A 24,755-nucleotide genomic window follows, 5' to 3' on the forward strand; every position below is an offset into this window, starting at 1 on the left:
GCCGAAACTTTTTTCTCAAGTTCTTGTAACGAATCGGCCCTGACCTGGTCATATAGGCAAGGAGGTGAATATGTGACGGATTTGCACCAGATCTATCATCAGCACTTTCAAGACGTGTATCGGTTCCTGCTGTCGCTTAGCAGAGATGAGCATGTTGCGGAAGAACTCGCACAGGAGACGTTTTTCAAAGCGCTGAAGCATATCGATTCGTTTCAAGGTACGTGCAAACTAAGCGTTTGGCTCTGCCAAATCGCTAAACATACATACTTCTCCTATCTTGATAAACAAAAGCGGTATGAGCCGGCCTCGCAGGTCGAGCACAGCAGCGGTCTGGATATCGAATGGCAAACCGTCGATAAAGCAGAGGCTTTCCGAATCCACCAGATTCTGCACTTGATGGACGAGCCGTATAAAGAGGTGTTCACGCTGCGGGTGTTCGGAGAGTTGTCTTTTGGCGAAATCAGCCAGCTGTTCGAAAAAACCGAGAGCTGGGCAAGAGTCACCTTCTTTCGAGCCAAGCAAAAAATTCAAAGCCTGTACAAGGAGGAGAATCGACCGTGAGCCGAGTTTCATGTGATATTATTCAGGATTTGCTGCCCTTGTACTATGATCATGTGTGCAGCGCAGACACCAAGGCCTTGGTAGAAGAGCATCTAGCCGATTGCCCGGATTGCCGGGAGGTGCTAAGCCATATGAGCTCCCCTATGCCGCTGCCAGCCCAAACGATTGATCAAAACCATGATGAGGGAGCCGGATTGCGGCAAGTTGCCGCCCAATGGTCGCGCACCAAGTGGATCGCGTTTACCAAAGGTTTGTTGCTCACTTGTCTAGCCGTTGGACTACTGTTCCTGGTGTATGCTGGCCTGTTCAAATGGAACATAACCAACGTGCCTACCCGTGTTATGCAAGTATCCGATATTAGCCAGCTGAAGGATGGGCGCATTGTCTATCATGTGAAGATGACCGACGGTTTCAACGTCAATCAGGCTAGCTACGACACGGATGCGGAAGGAAACTTCTATGTAACACCCAAGCGCCCCATCATCAAATCCAAGAGGTTCGCGGGTATGGGGCTATCCAACATGTACTATTCCCATGATCTTGAAGAGCGGAATGCCTATGAGAAGAGCTTTGGCGATGGTGTTCAGATCAGGGCCCTTTATCTGGGAACGCCCGATGACCGAATTCTGATCTGGGAACAAGGCATGGAGCTGCCTCCGGCAAGCGAGTCCGTCGAGTTACAGTTTAAGAGTGATGAGAATGAAAACAAGAGACCGCCAGGGCAGCCATCTGGGCCCTGAAGCGGTCTCTTGACCTTTAAACCGTCGTAACGGATCTACGCAATAATCTCCACTCGATCCCAGCATAGACCAAGCCGACCGTACCGAACAGAATAACGGCGGTACTGACATGGAGTTCATATTCCTGTATGAATCGAGCATCATAGCATTCGTAGAACAGCCCCCCCCCTACCCCAGCCCACATCACGGCATACAGCAGAGCATACAGGAGAAGTGAATCTCTAACCCATCGCATGCTGCCGATTAGCCACGATAACGGGAGCACGATCACCGGATATACGAGCGATGACAGTAAGATCGGGATGATCACCAACACGAAACCCAAATTACGAAGGCCGTAATATTCCGTCGTTGCAATCTTATACCCTTCGATATACTCCATGCCTACGATCGCACCGGTAAACAGAAATATAAAGACGAACCACAGCACAAAATATCTAGCAACCCGCAAGGTGTACACCGCCTTGTCCGTTTACGTCATAAACGATGCGGGCCGAAAAAAGTTGCGTGTGTAATTCCATTCCATATGAATAAAAGCGCTGCTAGCTTACTCCGCAGGTTCACCCGCGGCTTCCCAGCGGTCGATTTCCTTGCGCACCCGAGGGGCGACTTCGGTTCCCAGCAGTTCAATGGCTCTCATGACTTCGTCGTGAGGCATTGTTCCCACAGGCACGTGAAGCATGAAGCGGGTAATGCCCACATGCTTGCGCAGATGAATAATTTTTTGGGCGACCGTCTCCGGGTCTCCGACATAGAGCGCACCTTCGAAGCTTCGAGCCGCATCGAATCTTGCGCGGTCATAGAATCCCCAGCCCCGCTCCCGTCCCAATACATTCATGCTGGCTTGGGTGGATGGGAAGAACTTGTCCGCTGCCATCTCCGTATCTTCCGCAATAAATCCATGGGAATGCGAGCCGATCGGCAGCTTTGATACATCATGTCCCGCGTGAGCGGCCGCCTCTTTATACAGCTTAACCAGCGGCGCGAACTGCAGGGGACTTCCGCCGATAATCGCCAGTACCAGCGGCAGACCGAGCAGGCCAGCGCGCACAACCGATTCCGAATTGCCTCCGCTGCCAATCCATACCGGCAGCGGATTCTGAACCGGGCGCGGATAGACGCCTAAGTTATGAATCGCAGGGCGATGCCCGCCCTGCCAGGTTACTTTTTCCGACTCGCGGATTTTGAGCAGCAGCTCCAGCTTCTCCTCGAACAGCTCATCATAATGGCTCAGATCGTAGCCGAATAACGGGAATGATTCGATGAATGAACCTCTCCCCGCCATAATCTCGGCACGTCCGTTCGAGATGGCATCCAAGGTGGCAAAATCCTGAAACACCCGCACCGGATCAGCGGAGGACAGCACCGTAACCGCACTCGTCAGCCGAATCCACTTCGTCTGGGACGCAGCCGCGGCGAGCACAACCGCAGGCGATGATGCCGCATAATCCTTACGATGATGCTCACCTACCCCATACACATCCAATCCCACCTGATCAGCCAGGACGATTTCCTCAACAACCTCGCGCAGCCGCTGCGCGTGGCTTATCACTTCGCCTGTCTTCACATCCGGCCAAGTCTCTACGAACGAGCTAACCCCAATTTCCATCATAATTTCCTCCTATTATGCTTTGCCGCGAGGCAGAACCGTGGCAAAAAAGGTTATCGTTGTTTCATGCCATCGGGCAGTCAACATCGTTATCTATCATTCAATTATCTTTATATTGAACTTTTAGCTCGGGTTTTTCAAGTTACAAGTTAACTGATAACTGGAATTCAGCGGATTCCACACATAAAAAATACAACAATGGCCGGGATCCACGCGGATTCCGGCCATTCATTCTACCCTTTTAGCGATACATTTGAAATTGGTTTATTGTTTCGATGCCAAGTATTCCTCCAGGCGATCCCAGGTTTGGGTAATGCCTTCTTCCATTCCCATATCTATTACGGATTGAAGAGCTTCCGCTGATTCATATACCCCTCGATTGACCAGCTTGGTCTTGCCATCCAATTCCTCAAACGTCATCGTCACCGTGGTTGCGGGCATCCCCTCCGCAATATTACCTTCCGCATCCGAGAAATAGTCGATGTAGACGATTTTCTCGGGCTCATCAATTTCCTGGTAAACCGATTTGCCCCAGGATTCCATGCCGTAGAAATCCCCTTGATTCTGATCCAAACACTTCATGCAGTAATGCCATTGGCCGCCAGGACGGAAATCCATGTCGGATACGGTAACTTCCCATCCGCGAGGTCCCCACCACTGCTTCAGATGCTCTCCATCGGTGAGCACCTTGAATACCAGCTCTCTTGGTGCATTAAATACGCGCTCCAGTACGATCACTTGACCTTCTACCCGTGTAATCATTTTATTTGTCATTATATATTCCTCCTCGAATTAGATGGTGTTTAATCCCGTTTCTTCATCTCCGATTGCAGCTTCTCCAAGTAGTCATCCAAGTTGTCAAACCGTTCGTTCCATATACTCCGGTAATTATCAAGCCAACGGTCCAATTCCTGAAACGGCTCCGACCGCAGCTTGTAGCTCCGCCGGTTCGCCTCCGCCCTTACCTCTACCAAACCGGCTTCCAGCAGCACCTTCAGATGCTTGGAGGCTTGTGGCTGCCGAATGTCAAGACGTTCAGCGATTTCTCCTACCGTTAAAGAACCCTTCAACAGGAGATTCACAATACGAAAACGGTTCGGTTCGGCTAAAGCGTTAAATGTGTTCAGTTCCATCTTATAGTGATGACGGGTACAGACCCGCTGCTATAGCGTGTACGGTGATTGTCAGTTCTCTCTGTCCACGTCACCATCATCACCTCTTTTTTTGCTGATTTAATGGTGTGCCGTATTTCCTGATAACAATATACCACAATAGGAATATTCCTGTAAAGGAATATTTAAATGAATTTTTGATTTTTTTCATATCACAAAAAAGCAATAAACAGTGGTCTTTTACTGGACCACGTCTATTGCTTCTTGTCATTTACTTCGTCTTCCTTACTTAAAGAACACCTTGTCTACATTATATTTGGCCTTGAATTCATTAATGATATAGGTCTCATAGATCTCTCTATGAACGGCGTCTTCAATGACGCAAACCTCGATTCTTGTAACCTCATCCCGATGCTCCTTGATCGGAGAGACGCTATCTTCGAAATGCTTCTTGATCCGCGGTCTGAGCTTTCTTGCTTTGCCAACAAACAGGAGCTCCTCCTTGCTGTTGTAGAACATGAAGATCCCGCCCCGATCTCTTGGAATCAGGTGAAAATCTGTAAATCCGTAAATGTGGCTCAACTCCGGAGCAGCCTGCTTGGTAATGGTAACGTCCACCTTGGGAATGGTTATATTGATCACGACTAACGCTCACTTCCTCAATCATATATTGATCTAAATCGTATCACTAATCTGCTTACTTGCCCATGCGGGAAATTCAAAATCACCCTTCTCTAGGCATCCGCATAGGATGAAACTAGGTATGACTAATAACGATGGGGGTCTTTTTTATATGAGCATTCAACATTCCGGACACCAGGAACAAACCTTATATCAAGCTGAACCCAACATGACGCACAACATCAAATCGGTTCGCGATCATATTCACCATCTATGCGGGCAGCATGCGAATCAGCTGGTTCGTGTCGAAACGCTCGACGGTGATGTTTTTGAAGGAACGATCATGCATTGCGAGAAGGGGATTCTGTACTTGAGTCTGTCCGGGTACGAAAACCAGCGCGGCTTCGGCCCCGGTTACTATAATAATGTCATTCTCCCCCTAGTTCTCTTCGAATTGCTTGTCATTACGCTGCTGTATACCTAAACCCATATAACCCGATTAAGGAGTGAACCCAATATGGCATTTATGCCGCCGCAAGGACCTCAGGGACCACAGCAAGGGCCCTTATCCCCGCCTCCAACCACGATCCCCCAACAACCTTTGGCCAGTACCTTTGCCGTTGACCCGGGAGCGATCACAGGATGTTTGTTTCGCATCACCTATATATGGCCGAGATTTGGGCCTGGCTTCTGGTTTTTTCCGACCTTCGTCGGCCGCACCTCGGTCGCCGGTTTCCGATGGACGGGAAGAAGATGGGTCTTCTCGGGGTTCGATTTAAGAAGGATCGAGTCGTTTACCTGTTACTAACCCTTATCATCATCAAGGGCTGAAGTCAGCAGGTACGATCAATGGCCCCGGTGATCCACCCGCTCATCAAGAGAGTGCCCCTGCGGCGCTCTCGAGCTCTTACATCATGGACAAGCTTCCCTTAACAGAGGCTTCCTCTTCAGGGTATCCATTTTCCCCAAAAAATAAAGTTCTTGATTATCCTCCGACAACATTAAATAATATGTAACAGTCCCTCTTTAAAACCGATAATGGAGATTGGGATCATACCATTAACAAACTCAGCAGAAAGGTTGACTTGAACACCATGGAACTATCGCAGCACGCCACTGGGAAAAAAGGCGCCAAAGAGCCCTTTCCCATCTCTATACTGTCTTTAACCGTTGGCGCTTTTGCCATTGGCATGACGGAATTTGTCATCATGGGAATACTCCCGAATGTTGCAGATGACCTGAATGTCAGCATTGCATCGGCCGGGCAGCTGATTACAATGTACGCCCTTGGGGTAGCCGTAGGAGCCCCTATTCTAACGGTTCTAACCCACCAAATACCGCAAAAAAAACTGCTCCTGCTGCTCATGGGCCTATTTATACTGGGTAACGGCATTTCGGTCTTTGCTCCGAGCTATGCCGTTCTTATGGGTGCCCGAATGCTGACCGCGCTGACGCACGGTACTTTCTTCGGTGTGGGAGCCGTCATTGCTTCGAACCTCGTGCGGCCGGACAAGCGTGCCGGGGCGGTATCCATCATGATGGCCGGATTAACGATAGCCAATATCATCGGGGTTCCGATCGGCACCTTCATCGGCCAGACGATGGGCTGGCGCGCTTCATTCGCCGCAATTGCCGTTATGGGGGTATTGGCATTGATCGGCATCCTGATCTTCATTCCGAAGCTACGGCAGGAACAAGCGTCAAGCATCGCGCAGCAAATTACAGCCCTTATCAGACCACAACTCCTTCTCTTCCTTCTCATCGGGGCGCTTGGCAACGCCGGCCTGTTCGCCGTCTTCACTTATATCGCGCCGCTGCTGATTGAGATCACCGGCTTTGCCGAACCGAGCGTCACCTGGATTCTGATCCTGTTCGGTATCGGCGTAACCGTCGGTAATATCGTGGGCGGCAGGCTGGCCGACTGGAAGCTGCTGCCCTCCATTCTGGGTGTTTACTTTGCGACAGCCGTCATTCTGACCATCCTCACCGTGACGATCCATAACCCGGTCACCTCTGTGCTGACCATCGTGTTGTGGGGAGCTGCCTCTTTCGCCGTTATGCCGGGAATGCAGGTGCGAGTCATGAGTCTGGCCCAGTCCGCTCCCGCTCTCGCCTCTACGGCAACCCACTCTGCGGGCAATCTCGGAAATGCAGCAGGGGCCTTTATCGGAGGGTTGGTCATTACCCATCTAAGCTTAACGGCCCTGCCTTGGGTGGGGGCTGGTTTGGTGGGACTTGCCTTCATTCTGGGAGCAGCTTGTTATATGTATGAGCGCAAGACCATAACGGTTAATGCTTAATCTGTTCCCATAGCTACAAAACGCTCGTTACCACACGAAGCACGAACCATGTTGAAAAGGCGTAACCGGCCATTGCACCCGGTTACGCCTTTTATTTATATATTCGTTGATTCTTCTGCGATTACAGAGCTTTGATCTCCAGCAGCTCGTACTTAACGATACCCATCGGCGCATCCACGTTCACCTGATCGCCTACTGCTTTGCCCATTAGCGCTTTACCAAGTGGACTTTCATAGGAGACTTTATTGTTCAATACGTCGGCTTCTGCCGGTCCTACGACCTGATATTCAAGCTTCTCCGCAAACTCGATGTCGTTCAGAACGACATTCGAACCAACATTCACCGTTTTCGAGCTCACTTGATTGGCGTCGACAATCCGGGCGTTGTTGAGTGTTTTTTCCAGGATGATGATGCGCGTTTCCATAAACGCCTGGTCGTTCTTGGCCGAATGGTACTCGCTGTTCTCCTTCAAGTCACCATAGCTGATCGCGAGCTTGATCCGTTCCGCTAACTCTTTGCGTTTTACATACTTGAGGTCATCAAGTTCTTCCTGGAGTTTATCATAGCCCTCCTGGGTCAAGATCAGTTCTTCTGCCATGTTCATCACATCCACTTTTTAATTTCTTACTTCTAGTGTACTCTTTATTTCGAAAATAAGCGAAAACTTTCTGAAAATCGATGGATGGAATAATTGGTAGTTAAAATTAATGGCGGGCCGCTACCCGAATTGAACCACTTGGACAGTTATATATGATGGATTATTTTGAACAAATCAGGATCGTTGTATACCCTCAAGAGAACCATAATAGCCCCTGATTTCTCCGTAAGGAGAACCAGGGGCTATGCAAGGTAGAGAGATGCTGTAGCCTATCGGCGCATGCATCCGCCTGCTATGAGATTCACCGCCAATACCTTACGAACCCGCTTCGATATCAGCCTTCAACGCATCATACTGCTCCATCAGCTCACCCATGATCGGATGCTCACCGGCAATGCCGGTATATTGGGAAGCCGTGTCGCTTGCACCGATATCCCGGACCGATGCTTGCAGCTCCACACTCTCCGGATCTTCCGGTACATCGAACATCAGAGCAGCTGCCATGGATTTCGCCAAGCTCTTGTAAGCAAGCCCGCTTTCGAAAGCCAGCATGGCTGGCGACACCAGGCGGTCGCCCGGGGACAGCTTCCGGATCGGGGAGCGGCCGACGCGGGACACCTCGTCGGTCAGCGCCGGATTGCGAAACCGCTCCAGGATGGTGTCAATATAGGCTCCATGCTCGGAAGGATTGAAGCCGTGTTTATGCACGAGCGCAGCTCCCGTCTCCTCGAGCACCGCACGGACATGACCCGCCACCTCTTCATCCTTCATGGCGTCCTGGATCGTCTCGTAGCCCTTAAGAAAGCCTACATAAGCAGCCGAGCAATGTCCTGTGTTCACCGTAAACAGCTTGCGTTCAATATACGGCTCCAGGCGATCCACATAGTGAATGCCTTCCACAGGGACATAGTCGTTAAACATCTGCGAGCGGTCCACCGCCCACTCATAAAACGGCTCCACCACGACCTTCAGACGGTCCTCATGCTGCTGCAGCGGCACAATCCGGTCTACGGCCGCATCCGGAAAAGCAACCCGCTGATCAGCCTTCTGCTTCGTCTCGTCATCAAGCTTCCCGTAGACGTGCTCTTTCAGCTGCGTGCTGCCGCCGATGGCATTCTCGCATGCAATAATATGAAGGGGTGCAGCCGACTCCGCTTGCAGCCGGAGCTTCATCCCCTCGGCAATGGTACCGGCGATGAACTTCAGAATGTTCACGCCTACCGCTGTTGTCACGAGATCCGCTTCCGCTACTGCACGTGCAGCAGCTTCCGGCTCCGAGGCGCTATTAAGTGCCGTGATGCCTTTAACGATCGTGGTCTCCTGTCCTTCGCTGGCCAAGGTTACGGGATACTCCCCGCGCGCTTTCAGCTCCGACACCAACTCTTCATTCACATCGATAAAACAAACCTCGTAACCGGCTTGTGACAGCAAGAGCCCTATGAAACCGCGACCGATGTTCCCTGCTCCGAAATGGACTGCTTTCATGCGCCCATTCCTCCTTCGAAGATGGCCAGAATCTCCTCTTCGCTGGAAGCGTTCATCACCTTCTCAATGCTCTCATCGTCCGTGAAGATCATGGCCACATTCGTCAGAATCTCCATGTGGTCACCACCGGCAGCCGCGATACCAATGACAATAAACGCCGGCTCATCTCCTCCGAAATCTACGCCTTCCGGGAAGCGGACGATGGATAATCCCGTCGAGATTACCATGCCTTTAGCCTCTTTGGTGCCGTGGGGAATCGCGAGTCCTCCGCCCATATAAGTGGAGGCAATCTCTTCGCGTTCCAGCATTTTATCTACGTAATCTTCGGATACATGGCCTGCCTGCACAAGCAGATTCCCCGCCATGCGGATGGCTTCGCTCTTGCTATCAGCCTTTGCGTTCAGTACGACTTTATCTTTGGACAGTATGTTACTCATGTTGGTCTCCTTCTTTCTATGGTCTGTGATTGAAAAAATGCTGAAGCTCTTCCGCTAAATAGGATCGGATTTCTTCCTCGCTGCCCCGCTCCATCAGCTCAATCAGCTCGGAGTGAAGCAGCATGGCGCTAATTTCACTGAGCACCTCCAAGCTCTCCTTCGGAAGCTGCTTCGGTGCCAGCATCAGCAGTATGACACCCGCCTCCGCCCCGTCCTCCAGCGGCGCTCGATGCGTCAGCCGGAACAAGGTTAGCGACGGCCAGGTAATATGGCGGCTGCGCGTATGGAACAAGGCCAGCGTCGTATCCGGAATGAGCTGGGTGCCCATCCGTTCGCGCTCAAGCAAACGCTCCTTCACCTTCTCCGCATCACGAACAGCCCCGCGCTCAACCACCTTAGTCAAAGCTTCGCTCAAGGTGCCCTGCAAATCATCCTGCCGATTATCCAGGTGGTACACATGAAAGCCATCCAGTAGCGATACAATCTCGTTCATCAGGGCTGCCTGCATGCGCAGACGCTCGAATGATGCAACCTTACGCTCTTCCTCGATGCCCTTACTGGCAGCCATGCCCGCGGCCGGTTTCAGGGATGTGCTCTGAATAAATTGCAGCAGCGCCTCTTTATCATCCGCCGTGAGCAGCGGACTTAATCTGACATACCGATCCTTCGGCAGCGGAAGATCAATAGTCGAAATAATAAGGTCATATTGCTCCTTCGGTATCCGGGCCGCTTCATACCACGAGACGTTGCCGAGCACCTCAATCTGCGGCATCTCCTTATTCAGCCGGGTTCCGAGAAGCCTTGAGGAGCTAAGACCGCTGGAACATACCAGGATGGCCTTCAGATGATGTCCCAGCTGGTTCAGCCGTTCGCTGGAAGCACCGAAATGCATAACCAGAAACCCGATTTCTTCATCCGGGACGATCATGTCCAGCTTCATGTCATCGACCGAACGACGGACGATTCCGAACAGCTCCTCATAATCCTTCCGAATCGGGCTCAGCAAGGGATTCCGGATCCGGGTCCCTTCCCGAATCCGTTTCATGGCAGCCCCGATGTGCTCCACCAGACCGGCCCGCAGCGTGCGGTCCTCCTGGAACGGAATGCCGGTGCGCCCCTGAACCCGTTCGATAAGACGCTGGGCGATTTCCACCATCTCTACATCCGTGTGAGCCAGTTCGCTGATCTCGGACTTGTCCTTCGCTGATTCGAACAAATGAGCAATATATTTCATTTCAGGATCGTGAATATCTATCTTCAAGACTTGGCCTAGACGACCCGCAAAATCCTGTGCCTCCTCCACCGACGAGGAGGATTTACCATATGTCGTAATATCCGTCGACTCTATGCTCCGGCCCTGCTTGATCCTGTTTACGGAAACCGATAACGCTATGAGCATCGCGGTATATGCACCTTCGCTAAGCCCCTCCGTCCAATCCCAGTTCATATCCCATAAACATTTCTCTACATCCAGCAGCACCGGTTTATCAATCATGGAGAGCAGACGTGCAGTCACCGGCTCGTTATGATCACGATATCCATCCCCGACAAGATCGGAGTAATCCAAATATTCCTCGACAAGCCGACAAATCGCCGACCGCCTTACGCCTTCCGAGCCTTCAATCTCGATACCATAGCCTCTGCGGCGAATTAGGGTAAGGTTAAACCGCTTCATCCATGGCTCCAGCTCATCCAGGTCATTACTGATCGTTGGCACGGTGACCTTTAAGCTATGGGCCAAAGCAAACAGTTTGACGGGCTCATTCGCCTCAAGCAGGGCGCATAGCATGAGGATTTTGCGCTCCTCCATGGAATAATCGGCCGGCTTCCCTGTAAGCAGGCGCTTCCGCAGCTGAGCCATATCCTCAGGCGTCTCCTCTTCCAGCCGGATGCCCGTTCCCGACTTTTTATGAAGCAGAACGCCCGTGCCCTGCAGTTCCTTCTCAATCTCCTCCATTTCCCGGTGAACCGTCCTGACGCTGACCCCGACCTCAGCGGCTATTTCTGCAGCCGTCATGCCCTCGTTCCTGCTCATCAGGAGCAGAAGGATTTGTCGTTGGCGGGCAGTGATGTGTCCCAGACGCATGGCCCCCTTCTTCATGAAATGAAAGACAACGCCGGCGTTGCTACGCCAGCGTGTCATATGGTTTTAGGCTTATGTTAGTCTTTGAGTCGTTCCACCAGCTCATCATATCTCGGACTCTTCAAGAAGTTGTCGATGGAGATATGCTCCGCATTCGGATTCTTCGCGATGGCCCGCTCGGTGAGTGTCTTCTGGGTAATGACGATATCCGCGTCATCCGGTATTTCGCTTACCGCCGAGTTCACAACCGTAATATCGACGCCCGCTTGCTGCAATTTCTTTCTCAATACCGAAGCGCCCATCGCACTGGAGCCCATGCCGGCATCGCAAGCAAACACGATTTTGTTCACATTCGCTTTGTCCAGATTAGCTACAGCCGCCGAAGCAGGAGCGACTTGGTCGTTCATGCCGCCGGTTTTCATTTCTCTCATCTTGGCGGATGCTTCTTCCAGATTCGGCTCTTCGTCGGTCTTTTTGCCTGTTTTGAGCAGTAATGCCGCTACAGCAAAGGAGACAATCGTTGCAACAAGAACACCGGCAAGGACCGCTATCAAGCCGCCTTTAGGGGCCATGGCGAAGTAAGCAATGATGCTGCCCGGCGACGCTGGGCCCACCAAACCGGCTCCAAGAATCTGGAAGGTGAATGTTCCGGCGACGCCACCCGCGATGGCAGCCAAGATCAGAACCGGCTTCATCAGAATATACGGGAAGTAAATCTCATGAATACCGCCCAGGAAGTGAATGACAACTGCCCCCGGTGCGGAAGACTTGGCAGATCCGCGTCCGAAGAACCAATAGGCGAGAAGAATGCCCAGTCCCGGACCCGGATTGGATTCCAGCATATACAGAACCGATTGACCGATCCGTGCCGACTCCTCTGTAGCGATCGGACTGAAGATCCCGTGGTTGATCGCATTGTTAAGGAACAATACTTTTGCAGGCTCAACGATAATGTTGACCAGCGGCAGCAGGTTCGCATTGACCAGTACGTCAACACCGGCTGACAACGCTTGGGTAATCCCTTGTACAAGCGGCCCGATTCCGGTGTAAGCCACCAATGTCAACGCGCCGCCAATGATCCCGAGCGAGAAGTTATTGACCAGCATTTCGAAGCCGGATTTGATTTTGCCTTCAATCAGCTTGTCGAACTGCTTTAATACCCATGCGGCCAGCGGACCGACTATCATCGCGCCGAGGAACATCGGAATTTCCGCCCCGACGATAACGCCGACCGTGGTAACCGCACCGATCACCGCACCGCGTTTGCCATGGATCATCTGCCCGCCCGTGTAACCGATCAAGAGCGGGAGCAGGTACTTGATCATCGGGTCAACCAGCGCTCCCAGATTCTCATTCGGGAACCAGCCGGTCGGGATGAACAGAGCTGTAATCAGACCCCAAGCAATAAACGCACCGATATTCGGCATCACCATACCGCTAAGGAGACGGCCGAGCTGCTGTACCCTTAAGCGAATGCCTTTGGAAGCGTTTGTATTTGTCTCGTTGGACATCGTATAGACCTCCTAGTCATATTTGAAAATAAAACGGAATGTAGTTGTGTCGCTTTCATCTGACATCTCTATGTTAAGTCAGCCGGGCAAAAGGCTCAACGAAAGGAAAAGCGGGTTTCGTCAAGAATATTGTTGACAACTTTTAAAAGGATCATGTCGTTTTTATGAAAATACCGCCGCACCGCGGTTTCATTCGTAGGGGAAGTCTGTCCATTGATCCTCAATATTCCCAAACTTTCAAGCCGAAGCGTCGTAATTTCACGGGTCACGAACATCTCCGTCATAAGTTCACAACAATCCTTCGGTATACTGAACCTCATAACGGATAAAATCGTGAATCCGAACTTAAACGATGGAGGTTTTCCCACCAAATGAACACACAAGCAAGAAACCACATCGAACTATCGATGTTCACTATCATGCTGTTGGCTTTGCTCGGTGTGCCCCGTGTCATTGCCCACGATTTGCAATGGGTCGATCCCCACGGGTTCATCAATCGGCTGCTTGTCTTTATTCCCCCGATCGTCTGGATTCTTTATGTACTTGGTAAGCGGCATAGCGTTAAACATCCTTTTGTTCCCTTAATGGCCATCGGCACCGTCTATGGATTGCTCTTGGGCATTACCCATCAGCTCTTGTGGAATATGACATTCGAAACGCCGCCGGCTCTGGGCGGGAATCTGGCGGATCTACCCGCAGCAGCGGGCAGCTTTCTGACCAGAGCCTTCGCCTTCATCAGCAGCGTTGTGACAGGTACGGTGGTTGGCATCATCTCAGGCATTGTTGCCACGATGCTGCATCCGCTGGTGAAGGGGCGATCAAGGCGCTAGCCATGAACGGGCGATACAAAAAAAGAAACGTCGAGTATCTCTCTCAGCGCTTCTTTTGCTTCAGCAACCTTTATTCTTCTATACAAAATGTGATAGCACGAACACAGCCGGCGAGTTCCAATAGATGGCCACCTCGTTGGTAGAATAGCTCTCCATCACATCGGCAAAAGATGCTGCGGGCGCCTTGCCGGCCAAGTGCTCACGCGCATAATCATCGTGGAGCCCCTTGTTCGGTCCGCCGGAGACGAGGCCCGGAACCGGCTCCTCCACGCCATCACCTTCGGAAGGACGATGATGCGGGTGCAGGATTGGCTTATCCCCAAACCCGGTCACATAACTCATCCCCATAACGTTAGCCCCGAACACATAGTGGATATGCTCGTGCACATGACGCTCATAGTCTTCAGAGCCAGACAGTCTTCCCGCCACCAGCAGGAGCATCGCATGATTCAATACCACCATATTGCTGCCCCAAATATATTGATCCGGCAGCAGCGAGATCCCATAACCGTCCCGATCACTGACAGCGGTAAGCTCATCCGCACGCTGAAGCAGACCCGCCAGCAGTTCCCGTGCCAGCGCGGGCTCCTCTTCCCGCTCCGACATCAGATAGGCGAAGGTTCCATAGCCGCCCATGTCCGCCCAACCCAATTCGTATTTCCCGAATGAGTCCTGCCTGGCTAATGCTTGAAAAGCCTCATGGTACCGCGCCTCACCCGTTGCGCGGTATAACTCTGCAGCGGCCCAGTACCGTTCATCCGCATCCTGGCCGTCACCGTATTCACCTGTAGCGATATCTGGCGGATTGCGGAATCCCGGCATGCCGGGATTCGCCTCCAGCCATGCCCAAGCACGTTCTGCTGCCTGCAAACAGCTTGCGGCGAAGGCTTCGTCATAGAGGGAATAGATTCGCCATGACATTGCCATGACTCCGGCAAAACAACCAGTTGCCGTTGCAGAGATCGGTGACAGATACAGCGGAGCCGTATCGTCCTCCGGCATAACGTCTCCCGCAGGAAACCGCAAGGTCGTGAGTTTATGGAACACACCTCCCGATTCCTCCTGCATGCGCAGCATCCATTCCAGCTCATACCGGCATTCATGAAGCACATCCGGCATGCGACCGTCGCTTTCCGGCAGTGGCAGCTTCTGCGCGAACGCCTCCGGGTAAAACTCGAAAGCCAGCAGCAGGTCGACTACCGCTTTGGCACCGGGAACGACATACTTGCCATAGTCGCCGGCATCATGCCATCCTCCCCAGGCATCCACCTGCCGCGATTCGTCTCCATGGACGATGGCGGGCGTAAGATGACAGGCTCCGTGTTGCCAGGGTCCGGCATGCAGCTCATCCAGTTTCGTCCCGCAGCGGAAATAATAAAACGCTTTCAACAATGCGCGGTGCGCATCCTCATACACCTCGTCAGCTATAACGAAAGGCATCGACGCTTGCCCATGCTCCGTCTCGATCCGATACGTGCCGGGCACTGCCCATGCGGTGAAATCCCCCCGGCTTACCGTCTGCCCGCTGGCCACATCCTCGATGGCGGGTGATGTATGGCCCTGCCAAACGACCTCGCCATTCAACGCATGGACGATATGAAACCGTCCACCCTGACCCGCAATGACGGCAACCTTGGCATCCTGGCTACGATAGCCTAGCTGGTTGACCGCAATGCTGTTATGCTGTCCATGCTCATTATTCATGTTCCCCTGTTCATCCCTTTCCGATTGTCGATTCGAAACTTCCATGCTTTACAACTTCGATAACGATGGCCAATCCCCTCTCATCCGCTCTATAAAATCCAATGCAAAATGAAGCAAGCCCTTCCTGCCCATGAGGAAGAGCTTGTCTTTGTTTCATTTGAGTTCTCACAATCACGTTTAGCCATCGGCTTGCGTCTGCAAAATATAACCTTTTCCCCGGATGCTCTCAATGTCCAGAACGTCTCTCGTCTTCTTACGGACCCGATAAATCAGCGCATTCAGCTCCTCCGAGCTCACATCGGGCACATCATCCGTCCCGTAGCTTCGCTCGGGCCAAACGTAGGCCTTGAGTTGATCCTTGGATACAAACTGTCCTTTGTGGTTGATCAGCAGCTCCATGCATTTGTACTCTTTTTCCGAAAAAGCATACACATCCTCGCCGTATACCAGCTCCTGCTTGAACGGATTCAACCTAAGCCCGCCTGAAGCCTCGACTGCAGCCAGCTGTTTAATGAGCGGTGTAATGTCCATCGTCTCATCCATGCTGAGGATGGAGAAGGACAACACGATCAGATCTCCAGCGAGTACAATGGTATCTCTATGCTGGAGGGGAATTTCATCATGGGGAGCCAACCGTTCCTGATTGACGAAGGTACCATGCTTGCTGTTCAGATCCTTAATGCTGAACTTCCCGTTTCGATACAGCAGCGCTGCATGCCGCCGGGACACAAAGATATTATCAAACGCGATATCCGGATCAAAATGCTGGCCCTTGCGGCCAAGCACCGTTATGGGTTTGGTCAAAGCTATAACGTCCCCACGCTCGTAGGGATTCCCCCGCTCCACCATCAAAAAGGAGGATTTGTCCATCATGCTCCCTCCCGTTCTTATATGCTGCTCATTGTGTTTATCAGTTCACTATTATGCAATTGTTATGATCCAGCTATTGAGTATGCGCCCAAAATCACTAAGATTTATGGAAGAAGGATTTAATATAGAGAACTTAGATAGAGATAAATATAAATCTACTACTGCATATTGTATACGATTTTGGGGGATTGGATCATGCGAAAACTAAAAAGATGGAAGAAAATCATACTGTTATTTCTCGTGTTGTTTGTATTTCTGTTCGTTAATAATACATCCCTGTTCACCAAAGACCGCGACGCCGAGCCGCTGCTGCTGGCGCATCGGGGGCTTGGCCAAACCTTCTCGATGGAAGGCATTCAAGCTGACACTTGCACCGCCTCCCGCATCTATGTGCCGGAGCATGCTTACCTGGAGAACACCATCCCGTCCATGAAAGCCGCATTCGAAGCAGGTGCCGATATCGTCGAGCTGGATATCAAGCCAACCAAGGACGGACAGTTCGCCGTGTTCCACGACTGGACCCTGGAATGCCGCACCAACGTGGAGGGCTCGGTCAAGGATTATACCATGGAGCAGCTAAAAAACATAGACATCGGGTATGGTTACACCGCCGATCAGGGAGCGACATATCCTTTTCGGGGAAAAGGAGTTGGGCTGATTCCGTCGTTAGACGAGGTCTTGGAGGCATTTCCTGACGGTTCATTCCTGATCCATATCAAAAGCACCGACCCTGAAGAGGGGAAACTCCTGGCAGAGTATCTGTCCGGACTGCCGATGAAGCGTCTCAGCCAGCTGACCGTATATGGGGATGACGAACCGATCCGAGCATTAAAATCACAGCTCCCATCCCTACGCGTCATGTCGATGGGCACGCTGAAGAGCTGTCTCGCATCCTACGCCGGAGCCGGCTGGAGCGGCTACCTCCCATCGGTCTGCCGCAACACCCAGCTGCATATCCCGGAGAAATACGCCCGTTACTTGTGGGGATGGCCGGATAAATTCCTGAACCGGATGGACAGCATCAATACACGGGTCATCCTCGTCGCCGGGGATGGCGGCTGGTCGGAAGGGTTCGACTCCTTGTCGGATTTGGAGCGACTGCCGGAAGGCTACAGCGGCGGCATTTGGACGAATCGGGTCGACGTTATCGCCCCGGAGCTGACCATCAAGAAGAATGAATAATCGAAGGGAAAGCCCCTCCGCCCCGCTGCGGGGCTTTTTTTATTTTCACGGGGTGTAGGGCAAAGTTTTTGGGACGTTTTTACCGATTACTATTAATAGGGGTCTTTTAGCCTAATTTCATACTAGAATCATTGAATATATAGGAGTTGATATTTTGGCCAGGGAAACAGAGAAAAAAGGAATGGTGTGGTTTAAGAGTGCCCGCTCGAACCAGAACCAGCCCGAGAAGAACAGTACCGAACAAGAGGATATTGCTGTAACGGCAGAAGAAGAGGCGGCTTATTCCGCGGAGCCTGAACTGCCCGCTGCAGAAGGAAACAAACTTCTATTCTCCAAGGATAATCAGGACAAGATCGGCCTCGATGTCATTGTTTCGATCGAGAACATGCTGAAGGAACGGCAGCTGCTGGCCTATAAGAATAGAGGCCTGGAGGATCAGCTCTTTACCGCGAACGAGACGATCAACCGGTATAAGCATGAGCAGATCAAGAGAGATCAGCTGGTTCAGGAGAAGAACAAGGAAATCCGCGAACTCGAGAACGTGCTGACGAACAAACAGATGGCCTACGATCAGCTGCTGGAGGATTACAAGGAATACCAGTTAACGTCGAACCTGGCGTATGAGAAGCTCTCCAATCAGCTCGAAACCGAGACCGCCAAGTACAACAAGCTTTATGAGGAGTCTAACAACACCCAATATCAGAGCATGCTCAAGATCAACTCGCTTGAAGAGAAGGTCCGGGAGCTGGAGATTGCCAACCAGAAGTACGCGGAGCAATACCAGAACATCCTCGATGATAAAGCCAAGCTGATGCAGACCATCAATGATTTTACCGAGAAGATGTCCTTCTCCTTCTCACCGAAAACCACGGCTTCCAATACACCATCGGAATAATCTTACCCGCATGAACAGCTAGAGAAAGGGGGGCCATCATGTCAGAATCCTATGGCAGAATCATAGAGCTGCTGGCGATCGAGAGGGATACCGAAACATTCGGTCTACGAATCAAGCTATCCCTAATAGAATCGGCGGAGCCATTATGGTTAACCGATAACGAGACCATAGTGAATATAGCGGCCGTGACGGAGTTCGACGGGGTTCATAAACACCGAATATCCTTACATACCGCATGGGATGCAAACAAACAGCAATACATAGGTTCCATTACGCGTACATATCGTGAACATAGTGAGCGGTTTTCATTTGCCTGCTCCGTTCCGTTCAGGAACGAATTAGAGTCAATCAAGGAGATCCGGCATGCAGATGACTTGCATACGCTGCCTTTTCTCTCCACGCATCGATCCGAAGCGGATCAGCCCGAAGAGATACCAGCCGCCGAAGGGGACCTGAAAACCAATCGTTTCGCAAGGAAACGGCGCCATCTTCCGCTTAAGCTGGTAAGCGCCATCATAATGAGCTTGATTTTTGTTGTATTATTAAGTTCATTTAATTACTCGTATCCCGGTGACATTAAGCCTTATCCTGCAGTAACGGCCACTGCGGAAGCAGAGACCGTTATCCAATTGCTTGCCGAGAACCGGAGCGCCATGATCGCGAAACCCGTGGCAGCCTCAAAGGAGGAAGCAGCGGAGAGCAGACCGAAGGAGAGTAAACCGAAGGATAACAAACCCTCTGCTTCCATTCCACAGCTGGAGCTGGAGGAGTTCATCTCGTTTAGCCTGCCCAAAGGGTATGTAGCCCTTACATTTGATGATGGGCCATCCAAGCACTCTATCGATATTATGAATGTCTTAAAAAAACACGAGGTTGGCGGAACGTTCTTCTTTGTTGGCACCAATGTAAAAAAACATCCCGACTATGTCAGGTCCATCCATGCGAACGGATACTCTGTCGGCAGCCATTCCATGACTCATAGCCAGCTGACAAGCCTTACCTATGAACAGCAGCAGGCAGAGTTGACCCGCGTGTCCGACCTCATCGAGCATATTACCGACGAGAAGCTGATACTCTTCCGTCCGCCCTACGGTGCCTTTGACGATCGGACCGAGGCGTTAAGCCAACAGCAAGGCAGTAAGATGGTGCTCTGGAACCGGGATCCCGAGGATTGGCTGACCCGCGACGAGGATAAAATCCTCGAGTATGTCCAGCACATCGAAGCGTCCGGTTCCATCATCCTCCTGCATGAATCGCAGGCGGTTGTGGACGCCTTGCCGAAGATTATTAAGCACCTGCAGGATCAGGGACTCACGATCGTCGGTTTGCAATAGCGAACCTATCCTTTAAGAGAATGCCGTATCCTTTGTTCTGCAAACATCGGGTACGGCATTTTTATGGATAAACACGAACGATGGGGCCTCAGAAGCTACATTTATTCGTTCGGTCTTCTTAAAGGCTTTAGGAACGCAAGCGTAGAATAGTATGTTCGAGGTGAGCCTATGACAACCCGGATTTCCCGCAAGAAGGCCATTCTTGCGATCATCGCCATTCTTGCTCTAATCGGCATCGTTTTCATCGCCTACTAGGGAGATTTCCAGAAGAATCAGCAGCTGGCAGGGCGCTACAACCGGGGACAAGAAAGCCTGACGCGGCATATGAGTCACCTGCCGTCTACGGACTGGCTATTATCCTAGCGTCAAAAACGAATGACCTCCCTTGGGCCCGGGAGCTGCATGATCGAATGATCCGAATTCCGAGGCCAAGATCCCGCTTATCCGGGAGGGTATGTGTTTGAGGGGAATACGCATGCTTTTGATAACCTGTTTCCTCTGCTCGCGGAGACGCTGCTAGACCAACCGTGAAATAATCCGTCGTCGCTCCAATCTTTGATCTCTTTACAGACTCTCGATGAGCATGTACACCCCCGTAAAGATTAAAATGATATAGGTGAATATCTGGAATACTCTGGTAAAGTTCCCGCCACGATCACCTAAATGATCAAACTCAGGGAATAGATGACCGCAAACAGTATAATATCCACGCGGCACCTGCTTCCTTCACGTATTGCGGGAGACTCCTATTTGAGGCAACCCCATCCTACCCTGTTATGATCGACTTCGCCTTCTCCAACGCTGAAACAACCTTGTCACACCACACATCAAACTCTTCATCTACCCGTTGATGCTCTGGATGGGATAGGATATAGTTCACCGTTTGCTTGATTCCTTGATCCGCCCGGGTGGTTGCCACGAATTCAGGGACAAGCCGCTTGAGCTTGGCGTTATCAAACACAACCGTATTCGCTTTGTCCCCCAACAAAGAACCTCTAAAGTCCTGCGTGCTGGTTGCATCCAAGAATTCCGAAGAAACGTGCACCGCATTCAGCTGTACGCCCAGGGCATCCGCAATAATTTGGTAGATCTGATTCCAAGTGAGCGACTCGTCGGAGGTAATATGCACCGACTCCCCGATGGCATGAATGTTGCCCATCAGACCGATGAATCCTTTTGCAAAATCGCTGTTGTGCGTCAACGTCCACAGAGACGTCCCATCCCCGTGAATAATGACCGGTTTATTGTCCAGCATCCGCTTCACGACCTGCCAGCTTCCTTGGCTGCCGTGCACGCCGAGTGGAATGGACCGCTCATCATACGTATGGCTAGGCCTTACGATGGTCACAGGGAAGCCATATTCCCGATACTGCTTCATCAGATAGTCTTCACAAGCGATTTTGTTTCTGGAATAGGCCCAGTATGGATTGGATAAAGGCGTGCCTTCCGTAATGCGATAATCGGATAATGGCGTCTGATAGGCGGAAGCGGAGCTGATGAATATAAACTGCTTGGTTTTTCCGTTGAATAGACGATAATCTCTCTCCAGATGGGCCGGTTCGAATGCTATAAAGTCGGCCACAATATCAAAATCGAGAGGCTCAATAAGTTTCGCCACTTGGTCTTCGTCATGAATGTCGGCCTGCAAAATATGTGCGCCCTCGGGCAATGTGTCGTTTCGGTTCCCTCGGTTGAGCAGGTATAACTCGCATCCCTGTTCCAGCAGCTGCTTCGTAATCGCCGAGCTGATCGTTCCGGTTCCTCCAATAAACAACGCTTTCATAAACTGCACCTCCGCTAGCAATAATGAGAAGACCTGCAACTTGACCTTCTAACCTTTACGATAGCATGGGCACGGTTGCCATTACAATTTCCAAAAAGGGTTGGCCATCAGCAAGTTAGTTATTTGCACACCGCCAACGCAGCCTCCAAACGACTCCTATGTATCGAGTAAGGTTTACGTGCCCCTTCTTTACGCAATACGCCTTCAGATACCAGCTGATTGAGTATCGGCGTTACGGTTTCTCGTATGCTGCCTGTCATGGTTGCCAGCTCCTGATGGGTAAGCTCGATCTCTAGCGGGGCCCATTCCCCTGCAGCCTTCGAATCTGGTGAGAATTTGGCCGCCAGCTTCTGCAGCAAGAATAGCAGACGTTGTCGCACGCTCCCGTAAGCCATATACTCCAGCAGTTCTTCCATCTCTTTGAGCCTGCCAGTTACGAGTTCAATGTACTTGAATGCCAGATCCGGCTGTTCGCTGATCAACCTTCGGAATTGACGGCTCTCGATTTCACAAATGACTGAGTCTTCCATCGTGACGGCAAACATGGCAGCTTCCGTATGAAAGGATGTCATTTCCCCAAACAGATGCCCCGCGCCCAAAATATCTAGCGTCAGCTCCTTCCCTCCTGCCGTCAGCTTATAGAGCCGCACCTTTCCGGATTTTACGATGTACAGTACCTTCGGCTCCATATGAGGAGAGGCCACCACGGTTCCTTTGTTACAGATTTCAAGTGGCGTCACATGGTTCAATTGCAGCAGCTCTTCTTCGCTAAGTCCATGAAACAGATCCAGTCGTGACAGATATTTAATCATCTCCATGCCATGTTTCGCCCTTTCGCTATCTATGTATCCTGGACTACATACTCCAATGTTTTGTAGCGTGTAAACTAATCCTCGACAGGATGAGCCGCCAGAGAAAACAAAGGAGTGAGAATCACATGGAACCACTTTGGGTAATTTTATTTCAATGTGTATTGATTGGTATGTTTGCACTTTCCGCGTCGTTCAAATTTCTCCGCACCCGCTCGATGGTGCAGCACTGGAGTGAATACAGATACCCCCTCTGGGGGATGTTCGTTGTTGCCGGTCTGGAGTCAGCGGGGATTGTCTTTATGATATCAGCATTCTGGATTCCAGAGAACAAGATCTACGCTGCTTTTCTATTTGCGGTTCTAATGGTGGGAGCCATTCATGCCCATCTCATTCGAGCCAGGCATAAACCCTTCATGGCCCTGAATGCTCTGCTCATGCTTGTATTGTCGGTTACCCTTCTTCTTCGGTAGTCGCTCCGAATTAGAAAGCAGCCGTATAAGACTTTCTGTAATCTGCACCATAAAAAGAGGCTACACATGCTGTCTGCAAACAGACGTGTGCAAGCCTCTTCCTCTTTTCCCTATATGGCGATTCATTCTTTTATTTCACCCATTTATGCAGCAGTGGCCCTTCCTCTCCAAAGACAGGATCCATATCCGGAACAGGCACGCTTCGGATTTCGTTGATCGCCTGCGCCCGATCCGTCGGGTTCCGCTCCCTCATATTCGGGGTATTCCCTTCGGGATAAGCACCAATCACTTCAAAATCAGGGGTGCTGGTGAGTTTCATATGTGCAGTGCCTGCCGGCAAGACAATCACATCGCCTGTGGCAAGCTCCAGCCGTTCTCCCGCATCACCGCCCACCAGGACGGTCGCGCTTCCGGACCGCACACCCAGGACTTCGTGCGTGTTGCTGTGATAATGATGGTAATCGTATACGCCGCCTGCCCAGCTCCCGCTCCAATGATGCCGGTTAAAGGCAGCCTCCAGGCCGCTCGGGTCATCCGCGAATACTCCATTGTACACAATGACCGGCAGATCGGGATTATTGGGAACCTCTCCATCGTCTTTTACGAAAAATGATCTGACATGTACCTCCACGGTCATCCGCTCCTTTCTACTCATTGATGCACTCGTAGTACCAGTACCCGGGGCGAGCCGTTTTCAAACCGAGTTGTTCAAAAATAGGCACGATGAAGAAGGGTCAAAGCGATTTTATCGTTCTTTTTTGTATCATGTCCGAGCCGCCCAACATTGCCTCCGCAATCATCAGAAAATCCTCTCGTTTGATCTCGAAATGCCCATAACGAAAGGCATACCCCCAATTTCGATTCCCTCGCGTAAAGCTAAGCTGGTCCAATAGGCAGGCTATTTTCACTTGCTGACCTGGAACATACCGGATATCCCGGCGGTAAGGGACGAATGATGCCGTCATTGGATACTCATAGACTTGATCATTCACAACCTGGCCGACTGCGGTGAATGCTTGAAGCGCCTCCCCAGACTTCATCTCGGTGCGCGGAGAATAATAGATCAGCCAATCTCCTTTGCGCATACGCCGCAGTGGAGCCGATTTACCGTGACATAGCTGGGCAAATCCCCCTTCCACCCCCCATTTCACATGCGATTCGGATACTACTCCAATCCAATAACGGGTTCGCTCTCCTAATCGTGTAACCACGTCCTGATATCCCATCATCCACGCTGCTGCTCTAAAGTCTGTTTCAATCGGTGCAGCTGCCGGAGATGATGCCGATAGTGCATTTCGATAAGCAAAAACCACTCTTGTGCATGCAATCCTCCAAACCTCGGATGGGGGACGGTATGCAGGAGTGCCTCTCCAAGCATCGGCTCGGTTTGTCTCATTCGTTGGATGACGGTATCCAGACCTTGCATCAACTGCTCTTTGGTTGCAGGCTGCTCCGGCGTATATTGAGGAGACGGCGGAACCTGAATACGGATCGGCGGGAAACTGCCCTGTTCGAATATCGCCATACCTTGTTCCGTTTTTCCCGCTGAAAAGACTGCTGCATCCTCAATCGGGTTTAAACATAACTCAATATTTCGCAGATGCATGGATAACGCGGATTGAATCAAGTGCTGATACATTTGCCCGATCGACCACTCGTCCTCTGCCTGTCTGTACTTTAATTCCTCCATGCTGAAGCCATCCAGTTCCTGCAGATAGACCTGCACCGTCTCTTCAAACCGCTGCAATGCTTCCGTTGTATTCATATCAACCACTCCCTTAAATCGTCTTTGTACCGAATATACAAAAACGCTACTGA

At 51.3% G+C, this 24,755-nt stretch carries 27 protein-coding genes; 10 read left to right on the plus strand and 17 right to left on the minus strand.

Translation table 11 applies throughout. The features are described from left to right. Positions 1-72: 72 nt before the first annotated feature. Both AC0VZ8_RS32805 and AC0VZ8_RS32810 read left to right on the plus strand, forming a co-directional pair. Complete coding sequence (locus tag AC0VZ8_RS32805; protein WP_475485575.1) at positions 73-561, plus strand: RNA polymerase sigma factor; 489 nt, start codon at positions 73-75, stop codon at positions 559-561. Further along, positions 558-1,301 (plus strand): zf-HC2 domain-containing protein, encoded by a 744-nt coding sequence (locus tag AC0VZ8_RS32810; RefSeq protein ID WP_475485576.1) that lies wholly within the window; start codon positions 558-560, stop codon positions 1,299-1,301. The genes AC0VZ8_RS32805 and AC0VZ8_RS32810 overlap by 4 nt, the downstream gene beginning before the upstream one ends. Before the next feature lie 16 nt (positions 1,302-1,317). On the opposite strand, the gene AC0VZ8_RS32815 is transcribed toward AC0VZ8_RS32810, so the two are convergent. The 5 genes from AC0VZ8_RS32815 to AC0VZ8_RS32835 all read right to left on the minus strand — a co-directional run bounded on the left by AC0VZ8_RS32815 (position 1,318) and on the right by AC0VZ8_RS32835 (position 4,664). Next, positions 1,318-1,752 (minus strand): hypothetical protein, encoded by a 435-nt coding sequence (locus AC0VZ8_RS32815; protein ID WP_475485577.1) that lies wholly within the window; start codon positions 1,750-1,752, stop codon positions 1,318-1,320. A 96-nt stretch (positions 1,753-1,848) separates the two neighbouring features. Continuing rightward, positions 1,849-2,910, minus strand: coding sequence for an LLM class flavin-dependent oxidoreductase (locus AC0VZ8_RS32820; protein ID WP_071220550.1), 1,062 nt, complete (start codon positions 2,908-2,910; stop codon positions 1,849-1,851). A 264-nt stretch (positions 2,911-3,174) separates the two neighbouring features. Then, positions 3,175-3,684 (minus strand): SRPBCC domain-containing protein, encoded by a 510-nt coding sequence (locus AC0VZ8_RS32825; protein ID WP_071220551.1) that lies wholly within the window; start codon positions 3,682-3,684, stop codon positions 3,175-3,177. A 29-nt stretch (positions 3,685-3,713) separates the two neighbouring features. Then, complete coding sequence (locus tag AC0VZ8_RS32830; protein WP_071220552.1) at positions 3,714-4,043, minus strand: ArsR/SmtB family transcription factor; 330 nt, start codon at positions 4,041-4,043, stop codon at positions 3,714-3,716. Between the two features lie 264 nt (positions 4,044-4,307). Beyond that, the gene (locus AC0VZ8_RS32835) at positions 4,308-4,664 is read right to left on the minus strand and encodes a nucleotide excision repair endonuclease (protein ID WP_071220553.1); all 357 of its coding nucleotides are present in this window, start codon (positions 4,662-4,664) and stop codon (positions 4,308-4,310) included. A gap of 151 nt (positions 4,665-4,815) precedes the next feature. Here AC0VZ8_RS32835 and AC0VZ8_RS32840 point away from each other — a divergent pair, with 151 nt between their 5' ends. From AC0VZ8_RS32840 to AC0VZ8_RS32850, 3 genes are all read left to right on the plus strand, one after another. Then, positions 4,816-5,127 (plus strand): hypothetical protein, encoded by a 312-nt coding sequence (locus tag AC0VZ8_RS32840; RefSeq protein ID WP_071220554.1) that lies wholly within the window; start codon positions 4,816-4,818, stop codon positions 5,125-5,127. Positions 5,128-5,160: 33 nt separating this feature from the next. Further along, a complete protein-coding gene (locus AC0VZ8_RS32845) occupies positions 5,161-5,451 on the plus strand; it encodes a transporter (protein WP_071220555.1) in 291 nt (96 codons plus the stop codon). 286 nt (positions 5,452-5,737) lie between these two features. Next, complete coding sequence (locus tag AC0VZ8_RS32850) at positions 5,738-6,943, plus strand: MFS transporter (RefSeq protein ID WP_475487799.1); 1,206 nt, start codon at positions 5,738-5,740, stop codon at positions 6,941-6,943. A 121-nt stretch (positions 6,944-7,064) separates the two neighbouring features. On the opposite strand, the gene greA is transcribed toward AC0VZ8_RS32850, so the two are convergent. From greA to AC0VZ8_RS32875, 5 genes are all read right to left on the minus strand, one after another. Further along, positions 7,065-7,541, minus strand: coding sequence for a transcription elongation factor GreA (gene greA / locus AC0VZ8_RS32855; RefSeq protein ID WP_071220557.1), 477 nt, complete (start codon positions 7,539-7,541; stop codon positions 7,065-7,067). Positions 7,542-7,856: 315 nt separating this feature from the next. Continuing rightward, positions 7,857-9,026, minus strand: a complete 1,170-nt coding sequence (locus AC0VZ8_RS32860) for a mannitol-1-phosphate 5-dehydrogenase (RefSeq protein WP_260064626.1) — start codon at positions 9,024-9,026, stop codon at positions 7,857-7,859. After that, on the minus strand, positions 9,023-9,463 hold the full coding sequence (locus tag AC0VZ8_RS32865) for a PTS mannitol transporter subunit IIA (protein ID WP_071220559.1): 441 nt from the start codon (positions 9,461-9,463) through the stop codon (positions 9,023-9,025). Before AC0VZ8_RS32865 ends, AC0VZ8_RS32860 begins: the two co-directional genes overlap by 4 nt. A gap of 16 nt (positions 9,464-9,479) precedes the next feature. Then, entirely contained in the window at positions 9,480-11,549 is a 2,070-nt protein-coding gene (locus tag AC0VZ8_RS32870) for a BglG family transcription antiterminator (RefSeq protein WP_475487800.1), read from the minus strand. A 74-nt stretch (positions 11,550-11,623) separates the two neighbouring features. Further along, on the minus strand, positions 11,624-13,057 hold the full coding sequence (locus AC0VZ8_RS32875; RefSeq protein WP_475485578.1) for a PTS mannitol transporter subunit IIBC: 1,434 nt from the start codon (positions 13,055-13,057) through the stop codon (positions 11,624-11,626). Positions 13,058-13,428: 371 nt separating this feature from the next. Here AC0VZ8_RS32875 and AC0VZ8_RS32880 point away from each other — a divergent pair, with 371 nt between their 5' ends. Then, positions 13,429-13,887, plus strand: coding sequence for a hypothetical protein (locus AC0VZ8_RS32880; protein ID WP_475485579.1), 459 nt, complete (start codon positions 13,429-13,431; stop codon positions 13,885-13,887). Positions 13,888-13,965: 78 nt separating this feature from the next. On the opposite strand, the gene AC0VZ8_RS32885 is transcribed toward AC0VZ8_RS32880, so the two are convergent. Both AC0VZ8_RS32885 and AC0VZ8_RS32890 read right to left on the minus strand, forming a co-directional pair. After that, complete coding sequence (locus AC0VZ8_RS32885; RefSeq protein WP_475485580.1) at positions 13,966-15,591, minus strand: glycoside hydrolase family 9 protein; 1,626 nt, start codon at positions 15,589-15,591, stop codon at positions 13,966-13,968. 177 nt (positions 15,592-15,768) lie between these two features. Then, positions 15,769-16,464, minus strand: a complete 696-nt coding sequence (locus tag AC0VZ8_RS32890; RefSeq protein ID WP_475485581.1) for an FHA domain-containing protein — start codon at positions 16,462-16,464, stop codon at positions 15,769-15,771. 192 nt (positions 16,465-16,656) lie between these two features. Between AC0VZ8_RS32890 and AC0VZ8_RS32895 the strand changes: the two genes are divergently transcribed. The 3 genes from AC0VZ8_RS32895 to AC0VZ8_RS32905 all read left to right on the plus strand — a co-directional run bounded on the left by AC0VZ8_RS32895 (position 16,657) and on the right by AC0VZ8_RS32905 (position 19,872). Further along, the gene (locus tag AC0VZ8_RS32895) at positions 16,657-17,643 is read left to right on the plus strand and encodes a glycerophosphodiester phosphodiesterase family protein (protein WP_475485582.1); all 987 of its coding nucleotides are present in this window, start codon (positions 16,657-16,659) and stop codon (positions 17,641-17,643) included. Between the two features lie 154 nt (positions 17,644-17,797). Further along, positions 17,798-18,538: a hypothetical protein gene (locus AC0VZ8_RS32900; RefSeq protein WP_475485583.1), complete on the plus strand. Its 741-nt coding sequence runs from the start codon at positions 17,798-17,800 to the stop codon at positions 18,536-18,538. Between the two features lie 38 nt (positions 18,539-18,576). Beyond that, positions 18,577-19,872, plus strand: coding sequence for a polysaccharide deacetylase family protein (locus AC0VZ8_RS32905; RefSeq protein WP_475485584.1), 1,296 nt, complete (start codon positions 18,577-18,579; stop codon positions 19,870-19,872). 766 nt (positions 19,873-20,638) lie between these two features. Here AC0VZ8_RS32905 and AC0VZ8_RS32910 read toward each other — a convergent pair. Together AC0VZ8_RS32910 and AC0VZ8_RS32915 are read right to left on the minus strand one after the other, a co-directional pair. Further along, positions 20,639-21,655, minus strand: coding sequence for an SDR family oxidoreductase (locus AC0VZ8_RS32910; protein ID WP_475485585.1), 1,017 nt, complete (start codon positions 21,653-21,655; stop codon positions 20,639-20,641). A gap of 119 nt (positions 21,656-21,774) precedes the next feature. After that, the gene (locus AC0VZ8_RS32915) at positions 21,775-22,473 is read right to left on the minus strand and encodes a Crp/Fnr family transcriptional regulator (protein WP_475485586.1); all 699 of its coding nucleotides are present in this window, start codon (positions 22,471-22,473) and stop codon (positions 21,775-21,777) included. Positions 22,474-22,592: 119 nt separating this feature from the next. On the opposite strand from AC0VZ8_RS32915, the gene AC0VZ8_RS32920 reads away from it, so the two are divergent. Continuing rightward, entirely contained in the window at positions 22,593-22,937 is a 345-nt protein-coding gene (locus tag AC0VZ8_RS32920; protein ID WP_260064610.1) for a DoxX family protein, read from the plus strand. 130 nt (positions 22,938-23,067) lie between these two features. Here the strand turns inward: AC0VZ8_RS32920 and AC0VZ8_RS32925 are convergent, their stop codons facing one another. From AC0VZ8_RS32925 to AC0VZ8_RS32935, 3 genes are all read right to left on the minus strand, one after another. Continuing rightward, positions 23,068-23,568 carry a cupin domain-containing protein gene (locus tag AC0VZ8_RS32925; protein ID WP_083397623.1) on the minus strand — a complete coding sequence of 167 codons (501 nt, stop codon included), beginning with the start codon at positions 23,566-23,568 and terminating at the stop codon, positions 23,068-23,070. 103 nt (positions 23,569-23,671) lie between these two features. Further along, positions 23,672-24,148 carry an EVE domain-containing protein gene (locus AC0VZ8_RS32930; protein WP_475485587.1) on the minus strand — a complete coding sequence of 159 codons (477 nt, stop codon included), beginning with the start codon at positions 24,146-24,148 and terminating at the stop codon, positions 23,672-23,674. A gap of 14 nt (positions 24,149-24,162) precedes the next feature. Beyond that, on the minus strand, positions 24,163-24,702 hold the full coding sequence (locus tag AC0VZ8_RS32935; protein ID WP_475485588.1) for a DinB family protein: 540 nt from the start codon (positions 24,700-24,702) through the stop codon (positions 24,163-24,165). Positions 24,703-24,755 lie beyond the last annotated feature (53 nt).

Source organism: Paenibacillus sp. QJM3NY_38, assembly GCF_056173265.1.

Coding starts and splice junctions, on each gene's coding strand:
- AC0VZ8_RS32820 (WP_071220550.1), bottom strand. CDS start 2,910: ATGGAAATTGGGGTTAGCTCGTTCGTAGAGACTTGGCCGGATGTGAAG.
- AC0VZ8_RS32825 (WP_071220551.1), bottom strand. CDS start 3,684: ATGACAAATAAAATGATTACACGGGTAGAAGGTCAAGTGATCGTACTG.
- AC0VZ8_RS32830 (WP_071220552.1), bottom strand. CDS start 4,043: ATGGAACTGAACACATTTAACGCTTTAGCCGAACCGAACCGTTTTCGT.
- AC0VZ8_RS32840 (WP_071220554.1), top strand. CDS start 4,816: ATGAGCATTCAACATTCCGGACACCAGGAACAAACCTTATATCAAGCT.
- AC0VZ8_RS32845 (WP_071220555.1), top strand. CDS start 5,161: ATGGCATTTATGCCGCCGCAAGGACCTCAGGGACCACAGCAAGGGCCC.
- AC0VZ8_RS32850 (WP_475487799.1), top strand. CDS start 5,738: ATGGAACTATCGCAGCACGCCACTGGGAAAAAAGGCGCCAAAGAGCCC.
- greA (WP_071220557.1), bottom strand. CDS start 7,541: ATGGCAGAAGAACTGATCTTGACCCAGGAGGGCTATGATAAACTCCAG.
- AC0VZ8_RS32860 (WP_260064626.1), bottom strand. CDS start 9,026: ATGAAAGCAGTCCATTTCGGAGCAGGGAACATCGGTCGCGGTTTCATA.
- AC0VZ8_RS32865 (WP_071220559.1), bottom strand. CDS start 9,463: ATGAGTAACATACTGTCCAAAGATAAAGTCGTACTGAACGCAAAGGCT.
- AC0VZ8_RS32870 (WP_475487800.1), bottom strand. CDS start 11,549: ATGCGTCTGGGACACATCACTGCCCGCCAACGACAAATCCTTCTGCTC.
- AC0VZ8_RS32875 (WP_475485578.1), bottom strand. CDS start 13,057: ATGTCCAACGAGACAAATACAAACGCTTCCAAAGGCATTCGCTTAAGG.
- AC0VZ8_RS32880 (WP_475485579.1), top strand. CDS start 13,429: ATGAACACACAAGCAAGAAACCACATCGAACTATCGATGTTCACTATC.
- AC0VZ8_RS32885 (WP_475485580.1), bottom strand. CDS start 15,591: ATGAATAATGAGCATGGACAGCATAACAGCATTGCGGTCAACCAGCTA.
- AC0VZ8_RS32890 (WP_475485581.1), bottom strand. CDS start 16,464: ATGATGGACAAATCCTCCTTTTTGATGGTGGAGCGGGGGAATCCCTAC.
- AC0VZ8_RS32895 (WP_475485582.1), top strand. CDS start 16,657: ATGCGAAAACTAAAAAGATGGAAGAAAATCATACTGTTATTTCTCGTG.
- AC0VZ8_RS32905 (WP_475485584.1), top strand. CDS start 18,577: ATGTCAGAATCCTATGGCAGAATCATAGAGCTGCTGGCGATCGAGAGG.
- AC0VZ8_RS32910 (WP_475485585.1), bottom strand. CDS start 21,655: ATGAAAGCGTTGTTTATTGGAGGAACCGGAACGATCAGCTCGGCGATT.
- AC0VZ8_RS32915 (WP_475485586.1), bottom strand. CDS start 22,473: ATGGAGATGATTAAATATCTGTCACGACTGGATCTGTTTCATGGACTT.
- AC0VZ8_RS32920 (WP_260064610.1), top strand. CDS start 22,593: ATGGAACCACTTTGGGTAATTTTATTTCAATGTGTATTGATTGGTATG.
- AC0VZ8_RS32935 (WP_475485588.1), bottom strand. CDS start 24,702: ATGAATACAACGGAAGCATTGCAGCGGTTTGAAGAGACGGTGCAGGTC.